Source organism: Pantoea sp. paga, assembly GCF_007558755.1.
Classification (GTDB): Bacteria; Pseudomonadota; Gammaproteobacteria; order Enterobacterales; family Enterobacteriaceae; genus Pantoea; species Pantoea agglomerans.
Genome location: NZ_VLTF01000001.1, coordinates 350,714 through 373,389 on the forward strand (window position 1 = coordinate 350,714; position 22,676 = coordinate 373,389).

General features: G+C 57.3%; 21 protein-coding genes. 11 read left to right on the plus strand and 10 right to left on the minus strand.

The genetic code is table 11. The features are described 5' to 3' along the window. Nucleotides 1–31: 31 nt before the first annotated feature. Genes xdhC through guaD form a run of 4 tightly spaced genes read right to left on the minus strand, consistent with a single transcriptional unit; the run spans nucleotide 32 to nucleotide 5,918 of the window. Nucleotides 32–808 (minus strand): xanthine dehydrogenase accessory protein XdhC, encoded by a 777-nt coding sequence (gene xdhC / locus FOV68_RS01675; RefSeq protein ID WP_143788925.1) that lies wholly within the window; start codon nucleotides 806–808, stop codon nucleotides 32–34. Then, the gene (gene xdhB / locus FOV68_RS01680) at nucleotides 795–3,161 is read right to left on the minus strand and encodes a xanthine dehydrogenase molybdopterin binding subunit (RefSeq protein ID WP_039388661.1); all 2,367 of its coding nucleotides are present in this window, start codon (nucleotides 3,159–3,161) and stop codon (nucleotides 795–797) included. The genes xdhC and xdhB overlap by 14 nt, the downstream gene beginning before the upstream one ends. Next, nucleotides 3,151–4,593: a xanthine dehydrogenase small subunit gene (gene xdhA / locus FOV68_RS01685; protein ID WP_143990225.1), complete on the minus strand. Its 1,443-nt coding sequence runs from the start codon at nucleotides 4,591–4,593 to the stop codon at nucleotides 3,151–3,153. The genes xdhB and xdhA overlap by 11 nt, the downstream gene beginning before the upstream one ends. Further along, entirely contained in the window at nucleotides 4,590–5,918 is a 1,329-nt protein-coding gene (gene guaD / locus FOV68_RS01690; RefSeq protein WP_143990226.1) for a guanine deaminase, read from the minus strand. Before guaD ends, xdhA begins: the two co-directional genes overlap by 4 nt. 400 nt (nucleotides 5,919–6,318) lie before the next feature. On the opposite strand from guaD, the gene ydfG reads away from it, so the two are divergent. Continuing rightward, the gene (ydfG, locus tag FOV68_RS01695; protein WP_010244822.1) at nucleotides 6,319–7,065 is read left to right on the plus strand and encodes a bifunctional NADP-dependent 3-hydroxy acid dehydrogenase/3-hydroxypropionate dehydrogenase YdfG; all 747 of its coding nucleotides are present in this window, start codon (nucleotides 6,319–6,321) and stop codon (nucleotides 7,063–7,065) included. 31 nt (nucleotides 7,066–7,096) lie between these two features. On the opposite strand, the gene FOV68_RS01700 is transcribed toward ydfG, so the two are convergent. Then, nucleotides 7,097–7,423, minus strand: coding sequence for a YnfA family protein (locus tag FOV68_RS01700; protein WP_031592374.1), 327 nt, complete (start codon nucleotides 7,421–7,423; stop codon nucleotides 7,097–7,099). A 281-nt stretch (nucleotides 7,424–7,704) separates the two neighbouring features. On the opposite strand from FOV68_RS01700, the gene FOV68_RS01705 reads away from it, so the two are divergent. Next, nucleotides 7,705–8,028, plus strand: a complete 324-nt coding sequence (locus tag FOV68_RS01705; RefSeq protein ID WP_010244816.1) for a DUF1283 family protein — start codon at nucleotides 7,705–7,707, stop codon at nucleotides 8,026–8,028. A gap of 45 nt (nucleotides 8,029–8,073) precedes the next feature. Beyond that, nucleotides 8,074–8,370, plus strand: coding sequence for a DUF1161 domain-containing protein (locus tag FOV68_RS01710; RefSeq protein WP_010244813.1), 297 nt, complete (start codon nucleotides 8,074–8,076; stop codon nucleotides 8,368–8,370). Between the two features lie 39 nt (nucleotides 8,371–8,409). On the opposite strand, the gene FOV68_RS01715 is transcribed toward FOV68_RS01710, so the two are convergent. After that, a complete protein-coding gene (locus FOV68_RS01715) occupies nucleotides 8,410–9,876 on the minus strand; it encodes an MDR family MFS transporter (protein WP_143990227.1) in 1,467 nt (488 codons plus the stop codon). 392 nt (nucleotides 9,877–10,268) lie between these two features. On the opposite strand from FOV68_RS01715, the gene FOV68_RS01720 reads away from it, so the two are divergent. The 4 genes from FOV68_RS01720 to osmV are packed head-to-tail and all read left to right on the plus strand — an operon-like array spanning nucleotide 10,269 to nucleotide 13,707. After that, complete coding sequence (locus tag FOV68_RS01720; RefSeq protein WP_031592378.1) at nucleotides 10,269–10,985, plus strand: ABC transporter permease; 717 nt, start codon at nucleotides 10,269–10,271, stop codon at nucleotides 10,983–10,985. Nucleotides 10,986–11,002: 17 nt separating this feature from the next. Then, a complete protein-coding gene (locus tag FOV68_RS01725) occupies nucleotides 11,003–11,914 on the plus strand; it encodes a glycine betaine ABC transporter substrate-binding protein (protein ID WP_083068001.1) in 912 nt (303 codons plus the stop codon). A 9-nt stretch (nucleotides 11,915–11,923) separates the two neighbouring features. After that, complete coding sequence (gene osmW, locus FOV68_RS01730; RefSeq protein WP_010244802.1) at nucleotides 11,924–12,571, plus strand: osmoprotectant ABC transporter permease OsmW; 648 nt, start codon at nucleotides 11,924–11,926, stop codon at nucleotides 12,569–12,571. Then, complete coding sequence (gene osmV / locus FOV68_RS01735) at nucleotides 12,571–13,707, plus strand: osmoprotectant ABC transporter ATP-binding protein OsmV (protein ID WP_010244799.1); 1,137 nt, start codon at nucleotides 12,571–12,573, stop codon at nucleotides 13,705–13,707. The genes osmW and osmV overlap by 1 nt, the downstream gene beginning before the upstream one ends. A gap of 536 nt (nucleotides 13,708–14,243) precedes the next feature. Here the strand turns inward: osmV and FOV68_RS01740 are convergent. From FOV68_RS01740 to FOV68_RS01755, 4 genes are all read right to left on the minus strand, one after another. Next, nucleotides 14,244–15,620 (minus strand): nucleobase:cation symporter-2 family protein, encoded by a 1,377-nt coding sequence (locus tag FOV68_RS01740; protein WP_010670178.1) that lies wholly within the window; start codon nucleotides 15,618–15,620, stop codon nucleotides 14,244–14,246. A gap of 180 nt (nucleotides 15,621–15,800) precedes the next feature. Continuing rightward, nucleotides 15,801–16,499 (minus strand): dethiobiotin synthase, encoded by a 699-nt coding sequence (bioD, locus tag FOV68_RS01745; RefSeq protein WP_039388680.1) that lies wholly within the window; start codon nucleotides 16,497–16,499, stop codon nucleotides 15,801–15,803. Between the two features lie 113 nt (nucleotides 16,500–16,612). Continuing rightward, a complete protein-coding gene (locus FOV68_RS01750) occupies nucleotides 16,613–17,830 on the minus strand; it encodes an ROK family transcriptional regulator (RefSeq protein ID WP_010244790.1) in 1,218 nt (405 codons plus the stop codon). A 130-nt stretch (nucleotides 17,831–17,960) separates the two neighbouring features. Beyond that, a complete protein-coding gene (locus FOV68_RS01755; RefSeq protein WP_010670180.1) occupies nucleotides 17,961–18,854 on the minus strand; it encodes a LysR family transcriptional regulator in 894 nt (297 codons plus the stop codon). Between the two features lie 95 nt (nucleotides 18,855–18,949). Here FOV68_RS01755 and FOV68_RS01760 point away from each other — a divergent pair, with 95 nt between their 5' ends. From FOV68_RS01760 to FOV68_RS01775, 4 genes are all read left to right on the plus strand, one after another. Beyond that, complete coding sequence (locus FOV68_RS01760; RefSeq protein ID WP_143990228.1) at nucleotides 18,950–20,203, plus strand: MFS transporter; 1,254 nt, start codon at nucleotides 18,950–18,952, stop codon at nucleotides 20,201–20,203. Between the two features lie 167 nt (nucleotides 20,204–20,370). Continuing rightward, the gene (locus FOV68_RS01765; protein ID WP_031592383.1) at nucleotides 20,371–20,631 is read left to right on the plus strand and encodes a hypothetical protein; all 261 of its coding nucleotides are present in this window, start codon (nucleotides 20,371–20,373) and stop codon (nucleotides 20,629–20,631) included. Between the two features lie 111 nt (nucleotides 20,632–20,742). Beyond that, complete coding sequence (gene cybB, locus FOV68_RS01770) at nucleotides 20,743–21,285, plus strand: cytochrome b561 (RefSeq protein ID WP_031592384.1); 543 nt, start codon at nucleotides 20,743–20,745, stop codon at nucleotides 21,283–21,285. 174 nt (nucleotides 21,286–21,459) lie between these two features. Then, nucleotides 21,460–22,644 (plus strand): sugar transporter, encoded by a 1,185-nt coding sequence (locus tag FOV68_RS01775; protein ID WP_010244774.1) that lies wholly within the window; start codon nucleotides 21,460–21,462, stop codon nucleotides 22,642–22,644. Nucleotides 22,645–22,676 lie beyond the last annotated feature (32 nt).

Below are 22,676 nucleotides of genomic sequence, written 5' to 3' on the forward strand. Positions count from 1 at the left end.
TATCCTGACAGGTTGCCGCGCAGGCGACAACTCAGGCGACGTGCTGCTGATAAACGCTGATGATTTCACCGGCAATCGCCACCGCAATCTCGGCGGGCAGCTTGCCTTTGACGTCCGGCAGGCCAATCGGACAGCGCAGGCGCGCCAGCGGTTCGCTCGCCACACCCTTGCCCGCCAGCCTGTAGCGGAAACGCTGGTTTTTCGTTTCAGAACCGATCACCCCGGCATAGCGGAAATCGCCGCGCTTCAGCACCGCCTCGCACAGTTCGAAGTCGAGGGGATGATGATGGGTCATGATGATGAAGTAGCTGCCTGCGGGTGCCTGTGCTACGCAGTCGAGCGGATCGTCCGGCTGCAGTGTCACCACGCCAGCCGGAACGTAGCTGAACTGCGCCGGGCGACTGTCGATCCAGTTTATGTGACAGGGTAACGTTGCCAGCAGATTGACCAGCGCCTGTCCCACATGGCCTGCGCCAAAAAGGTAGATCTCAGGCTGCGCCTGCAGCAGCGGCTCAAACAGCAGCGTGGTTTTGCCGCCGCAGCACTGGCCAAGCCGTGCGCCCAGGCTGAAATCCTCGGTGTGTGGCGCGGTCGCCCCGCTCTGCAACATCGCTCTGGCCTGGGCGATGCACTCAAACTCCAGATGACCGCCACCGATGGTGAGATAACTCTCCTGCTGCGTCACCACCATTTTGCTGCCGCTGTCGCGCGGCACTGAACCGTGCTCACTGAGCACGGTGATTAATACGCAGCTCTGACGTTTTTCACGCAACTGATGCAGCACGCCAATCCAGTCATGATAAATCATCAACCCCTCCCGTCAGGCGCTGCACGCCCCAGAAGATGCGCTCCGGCGTGGCGGGCGCGTCCAGCAGCGGGTGCTGCCGGTAGTCGGAGACGCTGGCGACCGCATCCTGCAGGGCACACCAGGCGGCGATGCCCAGCATAAACGGCGGTTCACCTACGGCCTTGGAGTGGAACACCGTGTCTTTAGGGTTTTTACGGTTCTCTACCAGCGTGACCCGCAGGTCCGCCGGAACGTCGCTGATGGCGGGAATTTTGTAGCTCGCCGGGCCATCGGTCAGCAGCTGGCCTTTATCACTCCACACCAGCTCTTCGCAGGTAAGCCAGCCGACGCCCTGTACAAAGCCTCCTTCAACCTGGCCGATGTCGATGGCCGGATTCAGCGAGGCGCCGACGTCATGCAGAATGTCGGCACGCAGCAGGCGGGATTCGCCGGTCAGAGTATCAATCACCACTTCACAGCAGGCTGCACCGTAAGCGTAGTAATAGAACGGCGTCCCGCGTCCCGCGACCCGGTCGTAATGAATCCCCGGCACGCGGTAGTAGCCGGTGGCGGAGAGCGGCACCTGATTCAGCCACGCCAGCTTCGCCACCTCGGCGAAGGTGTAATGTTTATCCCCGGCGCGCACCACCCCGTTACGGAAGCTCACCGCCGACGCGTCGCACTGGTGTAGCTCGCAGAGCATGGCGGTCATGCGGTCGCGCAGGATCTCAGCACCATTCTGCGCCGCTTTGCCATTGAGGTCAGCCCCGCTGGAGGCCGCGGTTGGCGAGGTGTTGGGCACTTTGCCGGTGTCGGTGGCAGTGATCTGAATTTTATCGATCTCAATCTGCAGCACTTCGGCGACAATCTGAATCACCTTGGTGTTCAGGCCCTGGCCCATCTCGGTGCCGCCGTGGTTAAGCTGCACCGTGCCGTCGGTGTAGATCAGGATCAGCGCCCCCGCCTGATTGAGAAAGCTGGAGGTAAAGGAGATGCCGAATTTCACCGGCGTCAGCGCCAGACCGCGTTTCAGCAGCGGACTGCGGGCATTAAACGCCTTAATCTCTGCGCGGCGAGCCTGGTAGTCGCTGCTCTGCTCCAGCTGTTCGGTAATCTCATCCAGCAGGTTATCCTCTACCTGCTGGTGGTAATGAGTGATGTTGCGATCCTGCTTGCCATAGTAGTTACGCTTGCGCAGAGCCAGCGGATCCAGCCCGCGCTCACGGGCGATGTGATCCATGATCTGTTCAATCGCCACCATGCCCTGTGGCCCGCCAAAACCCCGATAGGCGGTGTTTGAGGCGGTGTTAGTGCGGCAGCGATAGCCGGTTACCCGCGCATCCCCGAGGTAATAGGCGTTATCAGCGTGGAACATGGCACGATCGACAATCGATCCGCTAAGATCCAGCGAATAACCGCAATTTCCGGCCAGATCGATTTTGATGCCGCACAGACGCCCATCCTCTTCAACGCCCGCTTCGTAGCGCACAAAGAACGGATGGCGTTTGCCGGTGACGCGCATATCATCGCGGCGTGAAAGCCGCATCTTCGCCGCCCGGCCGGTCTGGCGCGCTACGATAGCGCAGAGACAGGCGACACCGGCCGCCTGCGTCTCTTTACCACCAAAGCCACCACCCATCCGGCGCATATCTATCGTCACCTGATTCAGGCTAATGCCCATCACTTCCGCCACCAGTTTCTGCACTTCGGTGGGGTTCTGGGTTGAGGAGAAGACCTGCAACTGCTGATCTTCTCCGGGAATGACCATTGCCGTCTGGGTTTCCAGATAGAAATGCTCCTGGCCGCCAATGTGAAACGCCCCGCTGACCCGGTGCGGCGCACGCGCCAGGGCCGCTTCCACATCACCGCGCTGGTGAATGTGAGGTTCCTGCACAAAGCTGCCCTGAGCCAGCGCCTGTTCCACATCCAGCAGCGGTTCCAGCACCTCATATTCAATTACCGCAGCGGCCGCGCCAAGGCGGGCAGCCTCGGGGGAATCCGCCGCCACCGCGATCACGATCTGTCCCAGATACTCCACTTTGTCATGGGCCAGCAGCGGGTCGCCCGGCTCCAGCGGCCCGACATCATTGATGCCCGGCACATCCTGCCAGGTCAGGACGCTGACGACGCCGGGAATGGCATAACAGGGCTGCACATCAATATGCAGGATGCGCGCATGAGCATACTCACTCAGACGCGGACAGAGATGCAGCAGACCCGGCAGCTCTGGCTTGTCATCGATAAAACGCGCCTCGCCGGAGACATGTTTTTCCGCGCTCTCATGGCGGTTACTGCGACCGACGCCGCTCTGTAAATCAGCGGCATACTGCGCCTTAATGACCTCTTCGTTGAGTTCAGGACGGTTATGAGACATAGCGGGCCACCTCGATACAGGTTATTTCGCCGTTGTGGCGATGCCAGTAGCGGCGCAGCAGGTTGCGCGCGACCTGCAGACGATAGTCACTGCTGGCGCGAAAATCGGAGAGCGGCTGGAAGTCCTCTGCCAGCGCTGCGGCTGCACGTGACACCGTCACGGCATTCAGTTGCTGACCAATGAGTGCCTGTTCACAGTGACGGGCACGCTGCGGTGTGGCCGCCATGCCGCCAAAGGCGATGCGGGCACTGCTGACCACGCCCTGTTCAATCTGCAGATTAAAGGCGGCGAACACGGCGGAGATATCATCGTCCAGCCGTTTGGACACTTTCCAGGCTACAAAATCAGGTGACACCGTCACCTTATCGATGCGAATAGCACGAATAAACTCCCCTTTTTCGAGCCGGGTCTGGCGATAGCCGGTAAAGAACTGATCCAGCGGCAGGCTGCGCTGCTGCTCACCGCGCTGTAACAACAGGCTGGCGTTAAGGGCCAGTAGCACCGGCGAGGCGTCGCCAATGGGAGAAGCGTTGCCGATGTTGCCGCCCAATGTGCCCTGCAGACGGATTTGCAGCGAGGCAAAGCGTTGCAGCATCTCGCTGACGCCGGGAATGCGGCTGGCAAGAAATTCGCTGACCTGCTGCAGCGAAGCCCCTGCGCCCAGCAGGTAGTGGTCATCAAATTCGCTGCAGACTTTGAGCGCGGCAACCTGCTCCAGCGCAATCAGCAACGGTATTCTTTTATGCTGCTGGGTAATCTGCAGGCTGAGATCGGTGCCACCGGCAATCAGCCTCGCCTCGGGATGTGCCAGATAGATCGCTGCCAGCTGAGCCGGGGTTTTAGGCAGGAAGCAGCGGCGTCCCTCACTCCCTAATTCCTGCATCTCCGGGGTTGCCAGCGCCTCAAGCCGCTGCACGGTTGCGGCGGCAGCGTGATCGAACTGGTCGGTCACCGGCTGCGAGCAGAGCTGTTCGGCGGCCGCCATAATCGGCCGGTAGCCGGTGCAACGGCAGAGGTTGCCTGCCAGCGCAGTTTCCGCCTGATGGCGATCCCAGCCCGAAGCGGTTTTTTGCAGGCTGAACAGCGACATCACAAAGCCTGGCGTGCAGAATCCGCATTGCGAACCATGGCAGTCTACCATCGCCTGTTGCGCCGGATGCAGTGCGCGGCCGTGACGCAGATCCTCAACCGTGATCAGCTGCTTACCCTGTAACGCGGAGACCAGCGTCAGGCAGCTGTTGACCGTTTCATACTGCATCGTTCCCCCGACGGCTTTGCCCAGGGTCACGCTACAGGCGCCACAGTCGCCAGATGCACAGCCCTCTTTGGTGCCAGGGCGTTGCTGACGGGTGCGCAGGTAGTTGAGCACCGTGAGGTTGGGATCGAGCGTGTCCTCGCTGACCAGCTGGTTGTTTAACAGAAACTGGATCATGCGGCTTGCTCCTGTGCGTCGCGCTGCCAGACCGGACGACCGGCAACCCAGGTCTGGGCAATATTGCGGTCGTCGCCGAGCGTCATTAATACAAACAGTTTTTCCCAGATATCTTTGCTATTGCCGATGCGCAGTTGCTGCAGGGCAGAAACTGCCGGGTCCAGCACCACAAAATCCGCTTCTTTACCAATGTTGAAATTTCCGATGACGTGGTCGAGATCCAGCGCACGCGCCCCGCCCAGCGTGGCGTGATAAAAGGCTTCGGCCGCGCTGAGCCGGTAGTGCTGCAGCTGGCCCACCTTGTAGGCTTCGCCCAGGGTCTGCAGCATATTAAAGGTAGTGCCCGCCCCGACATCGGTGCCGATCCCCACTTTTACCCCCTGCTGCCAGCTGCGTTTCAGGTTAAACAGGCCGCTACCGAGAAACAGGTTTGAGGTGGGACAGAAAGCAATGGACGAATCGGTATCGTGCAGACACTGCCATTCGTTCTCTTCCAGATGCAGACAGTGAGCAAAGACGCTGCGGCGGCCGGTCAGCTGGTGATGATGATAAACATCCAGATAGCCTTCACGCTCCGGGAACAGTTCTTTGACCCAGGCGACCTCCTGCGGGTTTTCGCTGAGATGGGTATGCAGCCAGGTATCCGGAAACTCCTGACGCAGCTGCTGCACTTTTTCCAGCAGCTGTGGGGATGAGGTCGGCGCAAAGCGCGGCGTCAGGGCGTAGCTCAGGCGTCCACGCAGGTGCCAGCGCTCAATCAGCGCCCGGGTCTGCTGGTAGCTTTGTTCCGGCGTTTCGGTCAGGTTGTCGGGCGCATTACGATCCATCATCACTTTCCCGGCAATCAGCCGCATGTTCAGCGCTTCGGCGGCGCTGAACAGTGCCTCCACCGATTGCGGATGGACGGTGCCAAACACCAGCGCGCTGGTGGTGCCGTTGGAAAGCAGCTGATGCAGGAAAAAAGCGGACATCCGCGCAGCATGATCGGGACAGTGATACTGCGCTTCAACCGGGAAGGTGTAGTGATTCAGCCACTCCAGCAGCTGTTCGCCAAATGCGCCAATCATCTCTGTCTGCGGATAGTGAATGTGGGTATCGACAAAGCCCGGCACGATCAGTCTGCCGCGCAGGTCGATGACCGGATGCCCAGCCAGCATCGCCTCGCTATTCTCCCAGCTATCCAGCCCCACTACGCATCCATCACGCAGCAGCAGCACCGCATCCTCAAGATAGCGGGCCTGGCCGGCCAGGTCGTCGGGACGATCCACCACGCCGGTAAAGTCAAAGAAGCTGGCGCGTATCGCCGTGTCGGTTGCTGAAAGCATGGGTAGTCCTTTCTGAAAGCGCGATTTAATATCTGCAGATGATTATCTGAATAATTCTTTGCAACCTGCGTGCCAGAATTGAAATAGAACAAATTCCTTAAATATCAGTTAAATAAGTAAAAAAAGGAGTTTGCGCAACAAAAATAGCCTCAGCTTGCTTAGCAACCGTTTGCGGAACGGATGCAAACGGTTGCTACTCAATATTGCGCACCCTGATCATTTTGAGTATGGCGGGTTACCCGCAAACCTGCCCTTTAACGGTGCAATCCGCCCTGAAAAGGCGCAGCCGGCTACCCGTTAAAATCCGTTTACAGGTCAGGCCGTTTTTCCACGCGCAGAAGCGGAAATGAAATGCTATGGTGAAGCCATCGACTCTGAAAATGGCATAAGGAACAGTGAGATGATTATTTTTGTCACCGGTGCAACCGCCGGTTTTGGTCAAAGCATCACCCGCCGCTTTATTGAGAATGGTCACAAAGTGATTGCCACTGGACGACGGGCTGAACGTTTAAAAGCGCTGAAGGATGAACTGGGCGAGAATATTTATACGGTACAGCTCGATGTGCGTAACCGTGCCGCCATCGAAGAGGCGGTGGCGCAGTTACCGGCGGAATGGCGCAATATCGACGTGCTGGTCAACAACGCCGGTCTGGCGCTGGGCGTCGAACCGGCGCACAAGGCCAACGTCGAAGACTGGGAAAACATGATCGACACCAACACTAAAGGCCTGGTCTATATGACCCGCGCCCTGCTGCCACAGATGGTGGAGCGTGATGTCGGTCATATCATCAATATCGGATCGATTGCCGGCAGCTGGCCCTATGCCGGTGGCAACGTCTATGGCGCCACCAAAGCTTTTGTGCGCCAGTTCAGCCTGAACCTGCGCACCGACTTACACGGCACCGCGCTGCGCGTGACCGACATTGAGCCGGGTCTGGTCGGCGGCACAGAGTTTTCCAACGTGCGCTTTAAGGGCGATGATGACAAAGCGGGTCAGGTCTACGAAGGGGCTACCGCCTTAACGCCGGAAGATGTGACAGAAGCCGTATACTGGGTGGCCACATTGCCTAAGCATGTCAACATCAATAGCCTTGAGATGATGCCGGTCAGCCAGACGCTGGCGGGGCTGAAAGTGCATAAACCTTAAATCCCTGCAGCGCCAGCCCTCACGGCTGGCGTTACCCGCGTCCCCAGCCCATTACGATAATCAGCATGCCGCTGAATGCGATCAGTGCCCCGCTCCAGTCCCACACACTTAACTTCACGCCATCCACCACCCGCAACCAGAGCAGCGCGGTAAGCACATAGACGCCACCGTAGGCGGCATAAACCCGGCCGCTGGCAGCGGGATGCAGCGTCAGCAGCCAGACAAATAGCGCCAGACTTGCTGCCGCAGGGAGTAGCAACCAGGCTGAGCCGCCTTTTTTCAGCCATAACCACGGCAGAAAGCAGCCGGTGATCTCCGCCAGCGCGGTAATAAAAAACAGCACGGCGGTTTTAATCAGCATCCTTACCTCTCCTTAACGTAAACAAACGACTCACTGCTGGTGAGCAAAGAAACGGCGATGATATACTAAGAGCCAGGCCCATCAGGCTGTTTTATTTGTCCGTCTGAACCCTGGCAGTGCTTACCCCTCCTCACGTACACCCTGTACGCGCCGGTTGTTATGCACTGTCTGTGTCCGGACTCTCTGCATCAATGACCCCTGATGAGCCAGGCTCTAAGCATGCCCGCTGCAACCGCTGTCGCGGATGGCGATGTTTGCGTTAACTAAAGGATAGTGTGATGAAAAAAATGATCCCTGCCGTGCTGATGGTTCTCCTCTCCACTGCGGCATTCACTGCCACTGCGAATACTAATCGTCTGATTATCGAAGATGGCAGTTCCGCGCTGAGCAATGAAGCGGCGCGCCAGGATAAAGAGCAATGGAATGACACGCGCATGCTGCGCAATAAAGTGAACACCCGGGTCGAAAAAGAGTTTGATAAAACCGATCGCGCGTTTGATACCCGCGACAAGTGCGAGCAGAGCCTCAATCTCAACGCCTACTGGGAGCCCAACACCCTGCGTTGTCTGGATCGCCGTTCCGGTCGCCCGGTAGCGCCGTAAATTTGAGCTATAGTAATGACGGACGACTAACATAAGGAAGACGTGATGAAGCTACAGAGGGTTTTGTTAAGCGCGGCGTTATTTGCTCTGCCGCTGATGGCGCAGGCATCCTGTGAATCGGTAAAAACCGAAATCAGCCAGAAAATTATTCAGAACGGTGTGCCTGAGTCGGGTTTTAGTCTCGACATCGTCGCCAACGATCAGGTTGATCAGGCGGGTGGTCAGGTCGTCGGACATTGTGAGAACGACACACAAAAAATTGTTTATAAGCGCTCAGGCAGTGACAACGAAGCCAGCGTACCTGCCAGTGCCGGCAGTTCGCAGGACTCACCTGCTCAGTAGTTCTGTTCAAATCAGGGCGACATCCTGTCGCCCTGCCTGTTAGTCCGCCTGTTCCGGCCGCTGACGCGGCATCATCCATGCCACACCCACCGCAAACAACGCAATCACCAGTGCCACCACGAACACCCAGTGCAGTGAGGCGGCAATGGCTGCTGTCATCTGCTGCAGGGTTTCCGGCTGCAACTGCTGACGACTGGGTTCGGACATAATCTTCTGCACCGGATCCTCGACCTGCGGCAAACGCCACTGCAGATTGAGATTCAGCACTGCGCCCATGATCGCCGTCCCTACCGCCGACCCGATCATCCGACTGAACATAATTGAAGCGGTACAGATGCCGCGAATCTGGTAATCCGCCTGGTTTTGCACTGAAACCAGGAACGTGGTGCTGGTCATCCCCATGCCGGTACCGATCAGAAACGCCGTAAAGCCCGCCTGATAGAGTGAGCTTGCGGGCTGTAAAAACAGCAGCAAGGCACTGCCGGTCACCAGCAACAGCGCCCCGAGCTGGGCGGTGAAGCGGTAGGAGGTGTGCAGCATCAGTCTGCCGCTGAGGGTGCTGGCCAGCGGCCAGCCAATCGACATCATCGCCAGCACACTGCCCGCCTGTAACGGTGAACCGCCGCTTATCCCCTGAATCCAGGTGGGCAGAAAGGCGCTGATGCCCATCATGGCTGCCCCGATGATGAGGTTGCCCGCATTGCCCGCCACGATAAGCCGGCTGCGCCAGATTATCAGCGGAAACAGCGGTGCCGCTGAATGCAGCTCGTGGCGTCTGAGCTGCCAGCCAGCGAACAGTGAGAAGAGCAGAAACGGCACCAGCCAGACGCCCAGCTGTTCCGCCTGCAACAGCGCAATCAGCAATGCCGTCACGCAGAGCATCAGCCAGCCGCTGCCCGCCAGGTTCAGCGGCTGCGATTTCTCCTCCTTCTGGTGCGACGGTAGCCAGCGCCACAGCATCAGCATGCTGATCAGGCCGATGGGCAGATTGACCCAGAAAATCACCGACCAGCTAAAGTGCTGTACCAGCCACGCGCCGGTCAGCGGCCCCACTATCGCCGCTACCCCCCAGACGCTGGAGAGCCAGCCCTGCACGCTGGCGCGTTCGCGCGGCGAATAGATATCCGCCACGATGGTGGAGCTGAGCGGCATGATCGCCCCCGCCCCCAGGCCCTGAAACGCCCGGAACAGGATCAGCCAGATCATGGTATGGGCAAAGCCACACAGCACCGACCCCACCAGAAAAATCGACGTGCCGACAAAAAACATCGTTTTGCGACCCACCATATCCGCCAGCCGCCCATAGAGCGGCACGCTGACCGCCTGGGCCAGCAGATAGATCGAGAAGACCCAGCCAAACTGCGAAAAACCGCCGAGATCAGCAATGATGGTGGGCATTGCGGTGGCCACAATAGTGACTTCAATGGCCGCCATAAACATCGCCAGCATGCAGGCGATTAAGATCCAGTGGCGATGTCCGGTCTGGAGTTGTGCGCTTTCAGTCATAGGGTTCCTTTTTTAATCTGCAAGGCTAGCTGAAAAACAGACCATGCAGTTTCCCGCGCGTGCGCATTTTCCGCGTCCTCTGTGACAGTGTCACCAGAATTCGATGAAAATTTTTTATTGTTGCATTAGCCCAGCGGCTACGCGGCTTTAACACCATTTTAACCTGTTTCTATCTCTCTGATTTGTGGCTTAAAAGCTGGCTTGTGCAATAAAGGGCTGCTATAGCATTACACCATCTTATTCAGTATTCACTGAAAAAGAGTGGGTAAACAGTCATTTTATCTACATTTTATCGCAGTTTCGGTATTGGGCGCGGCGGCAATTTTTGCCGTACCTGTCGGGCTGTTTATGGTTGTTATAACAATTGAGATCGTAATCAGGGAGATTCTCCGATGCAAAATGCTTCACTGGCCCGACGCGCCGGTCTGGCACTGCTTGCAGTGGTCACGGTGATCGCAGTGCTGATCTGGGGCCTTGGCTGGGATCAGCTGGTCGCACGTAAAGTCGATCTGCTCTATCTCGGGCAACAACACCTCTTCTTAGTCTTCTGGTCAATGCTGTTCGCTCTGCTGGTCGGTATCCCCAGCGGCATCCTGCTAAGTCGCCCGTTTGCACGTCGCTGGGCAGAGTACGTGATGCAGATTTTCAATGTCGGTAACACCCTGCCACCGCTGGCGGTACTGGCTCTGGCGATGGTTATTATCGGGATTGGCGACCGTCCGGCGCTGATTGCGCTGTTTCTGGCTTCGCTGCTGCCTATCGTCCGCAATACCTTCTCTGGTCTGAGCGCGGTTCCCCCGTCGCTGATTGAGGCGGCCAACGGCATCGGTATGACCAAATGGCAGCGTCTGCGTCAGGTGGAGCTGCCGAATGCCTTGCCGGTCATCCTCTCTGGCGTGCGCATCGCCACCGCCATCAATGTCGGCACCGCCCCACTGGCGTTCCTGATTGGCGCCAGCAGCTTTGGCGAGCTGATCTTCCCGGGCATCTATCTGAATGACTTTCCGACGCTGATACTCGGCGCCGTCGCCACCGCACTGGTGGCACTGGTACTGGATATGATGCTGGCCGCGCTGGGCCGCTTTCTGAGTCCGCACGCCGCGGCCTGACCACAAGGAGCTTTGCAATGCTAACGCGTTGGATTAAGAAAAGCGTTGTCGCGCTGACCGCGACGCTGCTGTTAAGCCAGACGGCACAGGCTGCTGCACCGCTGGTGATGGCGACCAAAAGTTTTACCGAGCAGCATATCCTGTCAGCAATGACGGTGCTCTGGCTGCAGAAGAAAGGCTTCGAGGTGGTGCCTAAACGCAATATCGCCACCACCATTGGCCGTAATGCGCTGCTGAATAAGCAGATTGATATGGTCTGGGAATATACCGGTACCTCACTGATCATCTTTAACCATATCAACCAGCCGATGTCTTCACAGCAGGCGTATGAGACGGTGAAAAAGCTGGATGCCAGACTGGGGCTGGTCTGGCTTAACCCGGCACCGATGAACAATACCTATGCCTTTGCCATGACCCGTGAACGGGCCGAAAAAGAGGGCATCAGCACCATGTCGCAGCTGGTTGCGAAGATTGAGCAGGTGCGTAAAACCGACCCGGATCATAACTGGCGACTGGGTCTGGACCTGGAGTTCTCGGGTCGTTCAGACGGCATGAAGCCGCTGCAGAAAACCTACAACCTGGCGCTGGATCGCCCGCAGATCCGCCAGATGGACCCGGGCCTCGTCTATAACGCGATTCGCGATGGATTCGTGGATGCCGGTCTGATCTACACCACCGATGGCCGGGTTAAGGGCTTCGACATGAAAGTACTGGAGGATGATAAGCACTTCTTCCCAAGCTACAACGTGACGCCGGTTGTGCGTCAGGATGTGCTGGCGAGTCATCCGGGGCTGGATACCGCGCTTAATCAGCTTTCTGCGCAGATCACCGATGAGGCGATAACGGAGCTGAACAAGCGGGTCGATATCGATCATCAGTCACCGGAAACCGTGGCGCGTGATTTCCTTAAATCCAAAAACATGCTGTAAGGAGGCACTGTGGATACCCTTCACTACATCATGGATAACTGGAGCACCCTGCTCACCCTGAGCTGGCAGCACAGCTGGCTGGTGCTGGTCGCGGTCGGACTGGCAATTGTGATTGGTGTGCCGCTTGGCATTCTGATCGTGCGTGTAAGATGGCTGGCAACGCCGATTCTCGGTATCGCCACCGTGGTGCTGACAATTCCCACCATTGCGCTGTTTGGTCTGATGATCCCGCTGTTTTCACTCATCGGTCAGGGCATTGGCGCGCTGCCGGCGATTACCGCCGTGTTCCTCTACTCGCTGCTGCCGATTGTGCGCAACACCCACACCGCGCTGGAGAATCTGCCGGACGGTCTGCGTGAAGCGGGTCGTGGCATCGGCATGACGTTCTGGCAGCGCCTGCGCTGGGTTGAAATCCCGATGGCGCTGCCGGTGATCTTCGGTGGCATCCGTACCGCCGTGGTGATGAACGTTGGCGTCATGGCAATTGCCGCCGTGATTGGCGCGGGCGGTCTGGGCCAGCTGCTGCTGGATGGTATCAGCGGCAGTGATATTCGTATGTTGATTGCCGGGGCATTGATGATCTGTCTGCTGGCTATTTTTCTTGACTGGCTGCTGCACCGTTTGCAGCAGGCGCTGACTCCAAAGGGGATTCGATAATGATTACGCTGGAAAACCTGACGAAAACCTTTACCCAGAAAAACGGCACGACCAATAAAGCCGTTGATAACGTCAGCCTGCACGTGCCAGCCGGTGAGATGTGCGTGCTGCTGGGCCCCTCGGGCTGCGGGAAAACCACCACGCTGAAGATGATTAACCGTCTGATTCCCGCCACCAGTGGCCGGATCCTGATTAATGGTGAAGATACCAGTACACAGGACACCACCACCCTGCGCCGCAACATTGGCTATGTTATCCAGCAGATTGGTCTGTTTCCCAACATGACCATCGAGGAGAACATTACCGTGGTGCCACGCATGCTGGGCTGGAACAAAAAGCAGTGCCACGAGCGGGCTACCGAGCTGATGAGCATGGTTGCGCTGGATCCCACCAAATTCCTGCATCGCTATCCGCGTGAGATGTCAGGCGGTCAGCAGCAGCGTATCGGGGTGATTCGTGCCCTGGCGGCGGATCCACCGGTGCTGCTGATGGATGAGCCGTTTGGCGCCGTTGACCCGATTAACCGCGAAGTGATCCAGAACGAGTTTCTCGACATGCAGCGTCAGCTGAAAAAAACCGTGATGCTGGTGAGCCACGATATTGACGAGGCACTGAAGCTCGGCGATCGCATTGCGGTATTTGGTCAGGGTAAAATCGTGCAGTGCGCCAGCCCGGATGAACTGCTGGCAACTCCTGCCAATGAGTTCGTCGGCTCGTTTGTGGGTCAGGACCGTACGCTTAAGCGCCTGTTACTGGTGCAGGCGGGCGATGTGACCGACCAGCAGCCGACCATCACCGTCCGCCGCTCTACTCCGCTGGAAGAAGCCTTTGGCACCATGGATGAGAACGATATGCGATCGATTACCGTGGTCGATGAGGATGGCAAACCGCTGGGCTTCGTGAAGCGTCGCGAGGCGCGTAACGTCAGTGGCCGCTGTGAAGAGCGACTGCACACCTTTAAGGTCACCGGTAAAGCGGAAGAGAACCTGCGCGTGGTGCTGTCAAAACTCTATGAGCACAACACGGTCTGGATGCCGATTGTCGATGAAGAGGGTCGCTACAGCGGTGAGATTTCGCAGGATTATATTGCGGATTACCTCAGTTCCGGTCGTACCCGCCGTCGTCTGAATCCATAATTTCGTCACCTAAATGGGTCTTACCGGCCCATTAAAACAGCAGATATAAGCAGATATACCCAAGCCTGGGTAAATCAGACAGCAACAAACAAGCTTAACGCGCAGGGAACCGGGTCAGAGGAGGAAAGCGTCCCGCGCCAGGGATGGCGCGGGCCGAGCAGTCAGGGACGACGGCTTTTGCGTCTTTCCGATCTGACCCGGTTCCCTGAGCAGGCTCGATCTTAAAGCCATTCTGGCTAAAGTTGGTCCACATTCTCAAACAATCGCATCGGCCCCGTACTCTGTCAGTAAAGCAGTCGCTCAGGGAACACCCGCCCTTCGCAAAGACACAAATTCCGCCATTCATGGCATGCTCAGCGCGTGCTATTACGCGCCTCATCCCAGTGGTGCGTCCGTAGCCGGGCCAACGGTTTGCGTTGTTCAAAACACTCCCGCCCTTTTTGTCCACGGCCGCGATGTTTTGCTACAGGCGTATGCTCCCATTGCTTTAAATTTCTGAGCCGTCTGTCAGAACAACTTCAGCCCTTGTGCGTTATTCAGCTTTCAGTCAGCGTTTCCGCCTCAACCTCTTCCACCACAGGCGCCTCGTCCGGCAGCACCATGTTCAGCACAATCGCCAGAATACCGCCGGTCGTCACCGCATGACCAAACAGACTGTTAATCAGCGGCGGGAACTGCTTCAGCACATCCGGCACCGCCTCCACGCCCAGACCAATACCAAAAGCGATCGCCACAATCAGCATCTCGCGGCGACCCAGCGGCGTCTGGGTCATCACCCGGATGCCCGCGGCAACCACGCTGCCAAACATCACGATTGTCGCCCCGCCCAGCACCGGCGGCGGGATCTGCTGCAACAGGGAGCCAATAAAGGGAAACAGCCCCAGCAGCGCCAGCATGATTCCCAGCAGCATACCGACGTAACGGCTGGCGACGCCGGTCATCTGGATAACGCCATTGTTCTGCGCAAACGTGGTGTTGGGAAAGGCGGAGAAAACCGCTGCCAGCACACAGCTCAGGCCGTCGGCGACAATGCCACCCTGCAGCCTCTGCTGAAAAGGTTTGCCGGTGATCGGCTGCTGTGAAATCAGGCAGTTAGCGGTAAGGTCGCCGACGGCTTCAATTACCGCGATCACTGACACCAGCGCGATCGGCAGGAAAATAGTCCAGTCAAAGGCAAAACCAAACCGGAAGAACGCGGGCAGCACCAGCCAGTTGCTCTCCGGCGCAACATTAAGTTGCAGATGTCCGGTCAAGGCCGCGGCAACGCATCCCACCGCGATTCCGGCCACCACCGCCACCAGCCGCGCCCAGCGATTTCGCGAGCGGTTCAGCGCCACGATCACCAGCAACGTCAGCGCCCCCAGCGCCAGATTTCCCGGCGATCCAAAATCTGTGGCGTTGTGCCCGCCCGCCCAGTCGGTAATGCTGACTTTTATCAGGCTGATGCCAATCAGGGTGATCACCGTGCCGGTCACCACCGGCGTCAGCACTTTGCGCAGCGAGCCGACGCAGCGGCTAATCAGAATCGGAATCAACGCCGCCACCAGGTTACAGCCAAACAGCATCGCCATAATCTCTTCCGGCGAACCACCGCGCCCTTTCACCATCAGACCACCTGAGAGGATTACCCCCAGAAATGCGAAGCTGGTGCCCTGCAGACAGATCATGCCCGCCCCGATGCCATAAAAGCGTCTGGCCTGCATAAATGTGCCTAAGCCGGAAACGAACAATGACATGCTGATCAGATAAGGAATATAGGCCTGCAACCCCAGAACGGAGCCAATAATCAGCGGCGGGGTGATGATTCCTACCACGCTGGCCAGCAGATGTTGCAGTGCGGCGAAAAACGCCGGGGCGGGGCCAATGCGGGCTTCAAGCCCATATAACAAACCTTTCTCGTGCGAGTGCGACATGATGGGGCTCCAGCTCAGTGTGATAAGCGGAGTTAATGCATTTTCTGCGCCATGACGCCACGATTTCGCGATATCCGAGCCAGGTCTTTCAATTCTAAATAGAAATAGTTAAAGACAGCCGACAACAAGCCTGAAACTTTAGGCTCACTGCCGACTCAGATGACTTGGTTTGTTTCATAATCAGGCGATCTTTGCACTCACAGCGTGCAGACTGTTCTGCTCCAGCAGAGAAATATCGATGTAAGGCGTCAGATCGCGCTGTTCCGCTCGTGGCAGATAAGGCAGCTCGCCCAGCAGCGGCGCTGTAATTTTTTCACGCAGAATCTCAATAATGTCGCTGTACTGCGCCAGTCCCGGATTAATGCGGTTGGCTACCCAGCCCACCAGTGGCAGTCCATCCTGCGCTATCGCTTCTGCTGTTAACAGGGCGTGACTGATACAACCCGACTGGATACCGACCACCAGCACCACCGGCAGTTGCTGCTCAACGACCCAGCAGGAGAGCGGACGTCCGTCGTTCATCAGGCTGCGCCAGCCGCCAGTGCCCTCCACGACCACGCGATCGGCCTGCTGCGTCAGGCTGCTTAAGCCCTGTGTCAGCAATGCGTAATCAATAATCTGGCTCGGATGGGTGCAGATCTCCTCTTCCTGAAAGGCCAGCGGATTGATCGCCTGATAGGGTAAATCGATGGATGAAGCGCTTTGCAGAACCTGTGCATCTTTGTTACGCAGGCCGTCAGCGGTTTTGACCGCGCAGCGCGCGACGGGCTTGTACCCGACGGCACTGAGCCTGGCCTGGATAAAACTTTGTAACAGGGCGCGTGACACCACCGTTTTGCCCACTGCGGTGTCAGTGCCGGTAACAAATAGTCTGTTCACTCAACTTCTCCTCTCGAACCGTTGCGGTTAATCGGTGATTAACCTTGCTGCGAACCGGCATTTTAAGGAATGGAGGATGAGAACAGATTGCGTTAGCGCAAGATTAGGCCCGCTTAACCTTGCAACAGTTTCACTAACAGGTGTCCGTTATAGAGCGCGTCTTTGATCAGCGCTGCGCCGCCTAACGTTCCCGGCTCGCTAAATTCGGTAGGTGCCAGCTGGATACTCGCGCTATAGGCAGGGAGCGATTGCTGCAGAATGGTGTTGCTCACGGCCGGAAACAGTACATCCGCGGCGGCATTCAGGGGGGAACCGATAAGAATATGTTGAGGATTGAAAATGTTGACCATCATCGCCAGAATCCGGCCAACATGGTGACCCACGCTGGCGATGGTGTCGCGCGCCAGACGGTCGCCAGACTGCGCCGCTGCGCACAGCGACTCCAGCGTCAGCGGCTGATTATTGAGCAGGCTGTCGGGCTGGGCCGGCAGACGCTGCGCCGCCAGCGCCAGCAGACTGCCGGTGCTGGCCACGGTCTCCAGACAGCCATGATTACCGCAGTAGCACTGCTGACCATACGGGTCGATCTGAGTATGCCCGATCTCGACCAGCGCTCTGCCACTTTTATGCAACAGCTGACCGCCACTGATCACCCCGGCTCCCACGGTTTCATCAATCACAATCTGAATTACATCCTGCGCACCACGTGAGGCACCAAACAGCGACTCCGCCAGCGTCCAGGCTGAAATGTCGTGCTGCACAAACACCGGTAAGCCGGTTCGCGCCGCCAGCGCATCGCCCAGCGGCATATCGCGCACCTCATAACCCGGTAGCCGATGCACCACACCTGACGCGGCGTTGATCAGCCCTGGCAATGTAATGGCAATGGCCGTAAGGCGTTCCAGCTTCTTCTGATGACGAATAAAGAAGGCATCAACCTGTTCAATCAGCGCGGTAAGTAACGGCTGAGCAGACTCATCAGGCAGCGGCAGGCTCTCCTCCACCAGTTCCTTGCTGCTGAGGTCGCGCAGCGTAAACGTCATGGCGCCGCGATGCAGGCGAATAGCCAGATAGTGCCAGGCGTCGGTATCCAGTATCAGGCCTATCGCCGGACGTCCACGACTGCCGGGATCCTGAAACTCGGTCTCCTGCACTAAATGTGCGTCCAGCATTTCACGCACAATTTTGGTAATGCTGGCCGGAGCAAGCTGGGCACGGCGGGAAAGTTCGATACGCGAAATGGGACCATAACGGTCAATTAATCGATATACGACACCTGCATTAGTCTGCTTGATCTGGTCAATGTGGCCAGGTTGACTGTCCGGATTCACAACCCTGCTCCCGGTTATTTTCGCGCTTCTAAATAAACATGCGCCATGGTGAGCCAGATCCGGCGACAGCGTCAAATATTTGATTAGAAATGTGATTTATCGCACAGATTGATGCGGTGTTACCCGCGCTTCAGGGCCGGTTTCGCCGCAGCAACGCCATCATGTTTTCCATCTGCGCATTTATTTCGCGTCCGGCTGACCAGACCAGCCACAGCTCTGAAATGGCATCCTCTTCCGTTAATGGCAACCAGACCAGATCGGCCAGCCGCGCCCGACGAAATGAGGCAGGCAGGATGGAGACGCCTAACCCGGTTGCCACCAGCCCCAGTATGGTCATCGCCTCACCCACTTCCTGCGTAATAAAGGGCTTGATATGGTAGCGGTGCAGCAGCGCCAGAATATCGCTATAGAGCGCGGTTCCGCCCTGAGGATCAAAGAAGACAAAAGGTTCCGCCGCCAGGGCGGTGACTGAGATTTTATCAGCGTCAGCCAGCGGATGCGCCTTATGCACCACGGCATAAAGCGGCTCACTCAGCAGCAGCTGATGACGCAGATCGGCGGGCAGCGGCGTGTTGCGCATCACGCCGAGATCGAGCCGTCCATCATGAAGCGGTGCCAGCTGCTGGCGGGTATTAATCTCCTGCATCTGAATATGTACCTGCGGCCAGCGCTGACGAAACCGGAATAGCGCGTCAGAGACCACGGCGGTAAACGGGGCCGAGGAGGTAAAGCCAATCCGCAGCTCCCCCTCTTCACCTCGATGCAGCCGGGCGGCGCGATCGGCCGCCTGCTCAACCTGCAAAAGAATCGCGCGGGCGTCACTCAGCAGTTGCTGTCCGGCAGCGGTAAGCTGCACGCTGCGGTTAGTGCGATTGAACAGCCTTGCGCCCGTTTCTGTTTCCAGCTGAATAATCTGCTGGCTGAGCGGCGGCTGAGAAATGTTCAGACGCTGGGCCGCCCGCCCGAAATGTAACTCTTCCGCCACCGCAACAAAGTAGCGCAGATGACGCAGTTCGATATTCATATCTTAAACGTCTCATTTGAGATTATTAATATATTAGACATCATAATGCCGCTTTCCTAAGCTGACGACAGGTTTTCTAAATTTGAGGAAAATGTGTGAGTCGCTCAATACAGGCTGTCACAGTGGATGAGAATGCGGTCTCTGCGCCGCCAGAGTCTGTTGCCGCTTCAGGTCATATCCGCCGGGATTCGCCACAGTTTATGCGCGTGACGCTGGCGCTTTTCTCCGCCGGGCTGGCGACCTTTGCCCTGCTCTACTGTGTACAGCCGATTCTGCCGGTGCTGTCACAGCAGTTCGGTATCTCTCCGGCAACCAGCAGCCTGTCGCTCTCCATCTCGACCGGCCTGATGGCGCTGGGCCTGCTGGTAACCGGGCCGCTCTCTGATGCTATCGGTCGTAAATCGGTGATGGTCACAGCCCTGATGCTGGCCGCCATCTGCACGCTGATCTCGGCTACCATGAACAGCTGGCACGGCATTCTGATTATGCGGGCGCTGATGGGGTTGTCGCTGAGTGGCGTGGCGGCGGTCGGCATGACCTACCTCAGCGAGGAGATGGATGCACGCGTCGTCGCCTTTTCCATGGGGTTATATATCAGCGGTAACTCGATAGGCGGGATGAGCGGTCGACTGCTGAGCGGTGTACTGACTGACCTCTTCTCATGGCGACTCGCCGTGGCGGTAATCGGCTGTTTTTCGCTGGCCTCGGCGCTGATGTTCTGGAAGATTCTGCCTGCGTCGCGCCATTTCCGGCCCATTACGCTGCGTCCGCGTAATCTGCTGATTAACTTCCGGCTGCACTGGCGCGATCCGGGCCTTCCCTGGCTGTTTGCCGAAGGATTCCTGCTGATGGGAGCCTTTGTCACCCTGTTTAACTATATTGGCTACCGTTTACTGGATGCGCCCTGGCATCTCAGCCAGGCCGTGGTCGGACTGTTATCAGTGGTCTACCTCACCGGCTCCTGGAGTTCGCCTAAAGCGGGCGCGCTGACCAACCGGTTGGGGCGGGGACCGGTGATGCTGGGTGCTACCGCCATCATGCTGCTGGGTTTGCTGATTACCGCCTTCAACTCCCTCTGGCTGATCCTGCCTGGGATGATGCTGTTCACCGCCGGTTTTTTTGCCGCCCATGCGGTTGCCAGCGGCTGGATTGGCCCCCGGGCGCGCCGGGCAAGAGGCCAGGCCTCTTCACTCTATCTGTTCAGCTACTACGTGGGTTCCAGCGTCGCGGGTACGCTGGGAGGCGTGTTCTGGCATAATTTTGGCTGGTTCGGGATTACGCTGTTTATCAGCGTCCTGCTGATCCTGGCGTTACTGGTTGCCTGGCGTCTGCACAGTAAAAAACTCTGAGAATGTCTTCTCTTGCCAGGCCTGACTTCTCCTGCGGGCCTGGCGGTTTATCACAATAAACGCGCTATTCAGAGCCACAGCAAACAAAATGCAGGTTTCCCGCTATAATCGTTTTTATTGTAATAATTCATCTGCTTTGCCTTTTAACACGGCAACAAGGAACGCCTGTGGCTCTCTACTACTACGTCAATAAACAATCAGGATATAACAATAATCATGTGGTTCATGCCGCAGGCTGCCCCCATCTTCCCGACATCGATAACCGGATGTTTCTGGGCAGTTTTTACCATGTGAATGCCGCCATCCTGCAGGCTAAAAAATATTATGCTGGCGCAATCGGCTGTGAAAACTGTTGTCCTCTCAAAAATGTTGACCAGCAGGCCACCCAGCTCAGCGTGGCCCTGAAGCACACCCCGTCTTCGCGTTAATCTGATCCACCTGGTAAGGTAAAAAAATTTTTCCCGCTGCGCTAATTTGTTAAGAATTAGCGCTGTTTTCCGTTATGTTAATCTTCCTGATTCTCTTTAATGGAATGCACAATGCGGGATAAGTTTGCGCGCGCTCAGATAGCCCTTCACTGGCTCACCTTTTTACTGGTGGTGACGGCCTACGCCACCATTGAACTGCGCGGTTTTGCACAGCGCGGATCCTGGCAGGGTTATGCCATGATCATTACCCATTTCAGCGCCGGCGCGACCATTCTGGTATTGATGCTTGTTCGCCTCTTTTTACGCACCCGGCATCGCACACCGCCCATTACTCCCGCTCCGCCGCGCTGGCAAACCGGGCTGGCACATCTGACTCATACCCTGCTCTATGCCCTGTTTATCACTCTGCCGATCCTCGGCCTGACATCGCGTTATCTTAAAGGTCGGGAATGGTGGCTGTTTGGCATCAGCATGCCGGTCGCGCCTGAACCTGACTTTGATATGGCGGATATGCTGATTGGCTGGCATGAAACTCTGGCACCGCTGGGTTACTGGCTGATCGGACTGCATGCTGCTGCCGCACTGTTCCATCACTATCTGCTTAAAGACAATACTCTGCTGCGAATGATGCCCGCCCGTCGTCGCGGTCAATAACCTCAGGCTATCGCCCTGTGATGGGGCGATAAAAAAATTTCAGCATTAAAAGGCGTTTATAAGGTTTCTCTTCCCGCTTTATTCACTACAATGGTCAGTAATTTGTGACGCAGGTCACTTTCGCTGGATGTTTCTGCCACATCCGATTCGCTGTACTGACTGACTTGACTCCTCATGCAACCAACTACTGTTTCACGTAAAACTGCCTGGCTACGCGTGGTATTGCTGGCCATCGCCGCCTTTGTGTTTAATACCACCGAATTTGTGCCGGTTGGCCTGTTATCCGACATCGCTGCTGACTTTTCAATGCAGACGGCTGACGTCGGGATCATGCTGACCATCTATGCCTGGGTGGTCGCACTGCTCTCATTGCCGCTGATGCTGCTGACCCGCAATATTGAGCGTCGACTGCTGCTGGGCGTGCTGTTCCTGATCTTTATCGTCAGCCACGTACTTTCTACCGTTGCCTGGGATTTCCGGTCGCTGATGGTGTCACGGGTGGGTATCGCCCTGTCTCACGCGGTGTTCTGGTCGATCACCGCCTCGCTGGCGATTCGCGTCGCTCCGGCCGGTAAGAAAACTCAGGCGCTGAGTATGCTGGCAACCGGTACCGCGCTGGCGATGGTGCTGGGCGTGCCGATTGGCCGTGTGGTGGGTCAGTATCTTGGCTGGCGTACGACCTTCGGCGCGATTGGCCTTTCGGCGCTGGTGCTGATGATTATGCTGGTACGTATCCTGCCGCGTCTGCCGAGTGAACATACCGGCTCGCTGAGCAGTGTGCCGATGCTGTTTCGCCGTCCGGCGCTGGTCAGCATGTATCTGCTGGTGACGCTGGTCGTTACCGCGCATTACACCGCTTACAGCTATATCGAACCCTTTATGCAAACCGTGGCCCATTCCAGTGGCAACTTCACCACCCTGCTACTGCTGCTGTTTGGCTCTGCGGGCATTGTGGGTAGCGTACTGTTCAGCACACTCGGTAATAAATTTCCCTCCGGATTGCTGATTGCGGCCATCGCGCTGATCACCCTGTGCATGGGCCTGCTGATTTTTGCTGCCGTTCGCCCTGCGGCTATTTCAACGCTATGCGTTGTCTGGGGAATGGCGATGATGATGATCGGACTGGGTATGCAGGTGCGGGTGCTGTCGCTGGCACCGGATGCCACGGATGTGGCGATGTCGCTGATGTCCGGTATCTACAATATCGGTATCGGCGCGGGTGCGCTGCTGGGTAATCAGGTCAGCCTGCATCTGAGCATGGCGGAAGTCGGCAATGTCGGCGGGATGATTGGCCTGGTGGCGTTACTCTGGTGTGTTTATATCTTCCGTCGTTATCCACAGTTACGCAGTAACGGATAATAAAAAAAGGCTTCAGATAAGCGGGTTATCTG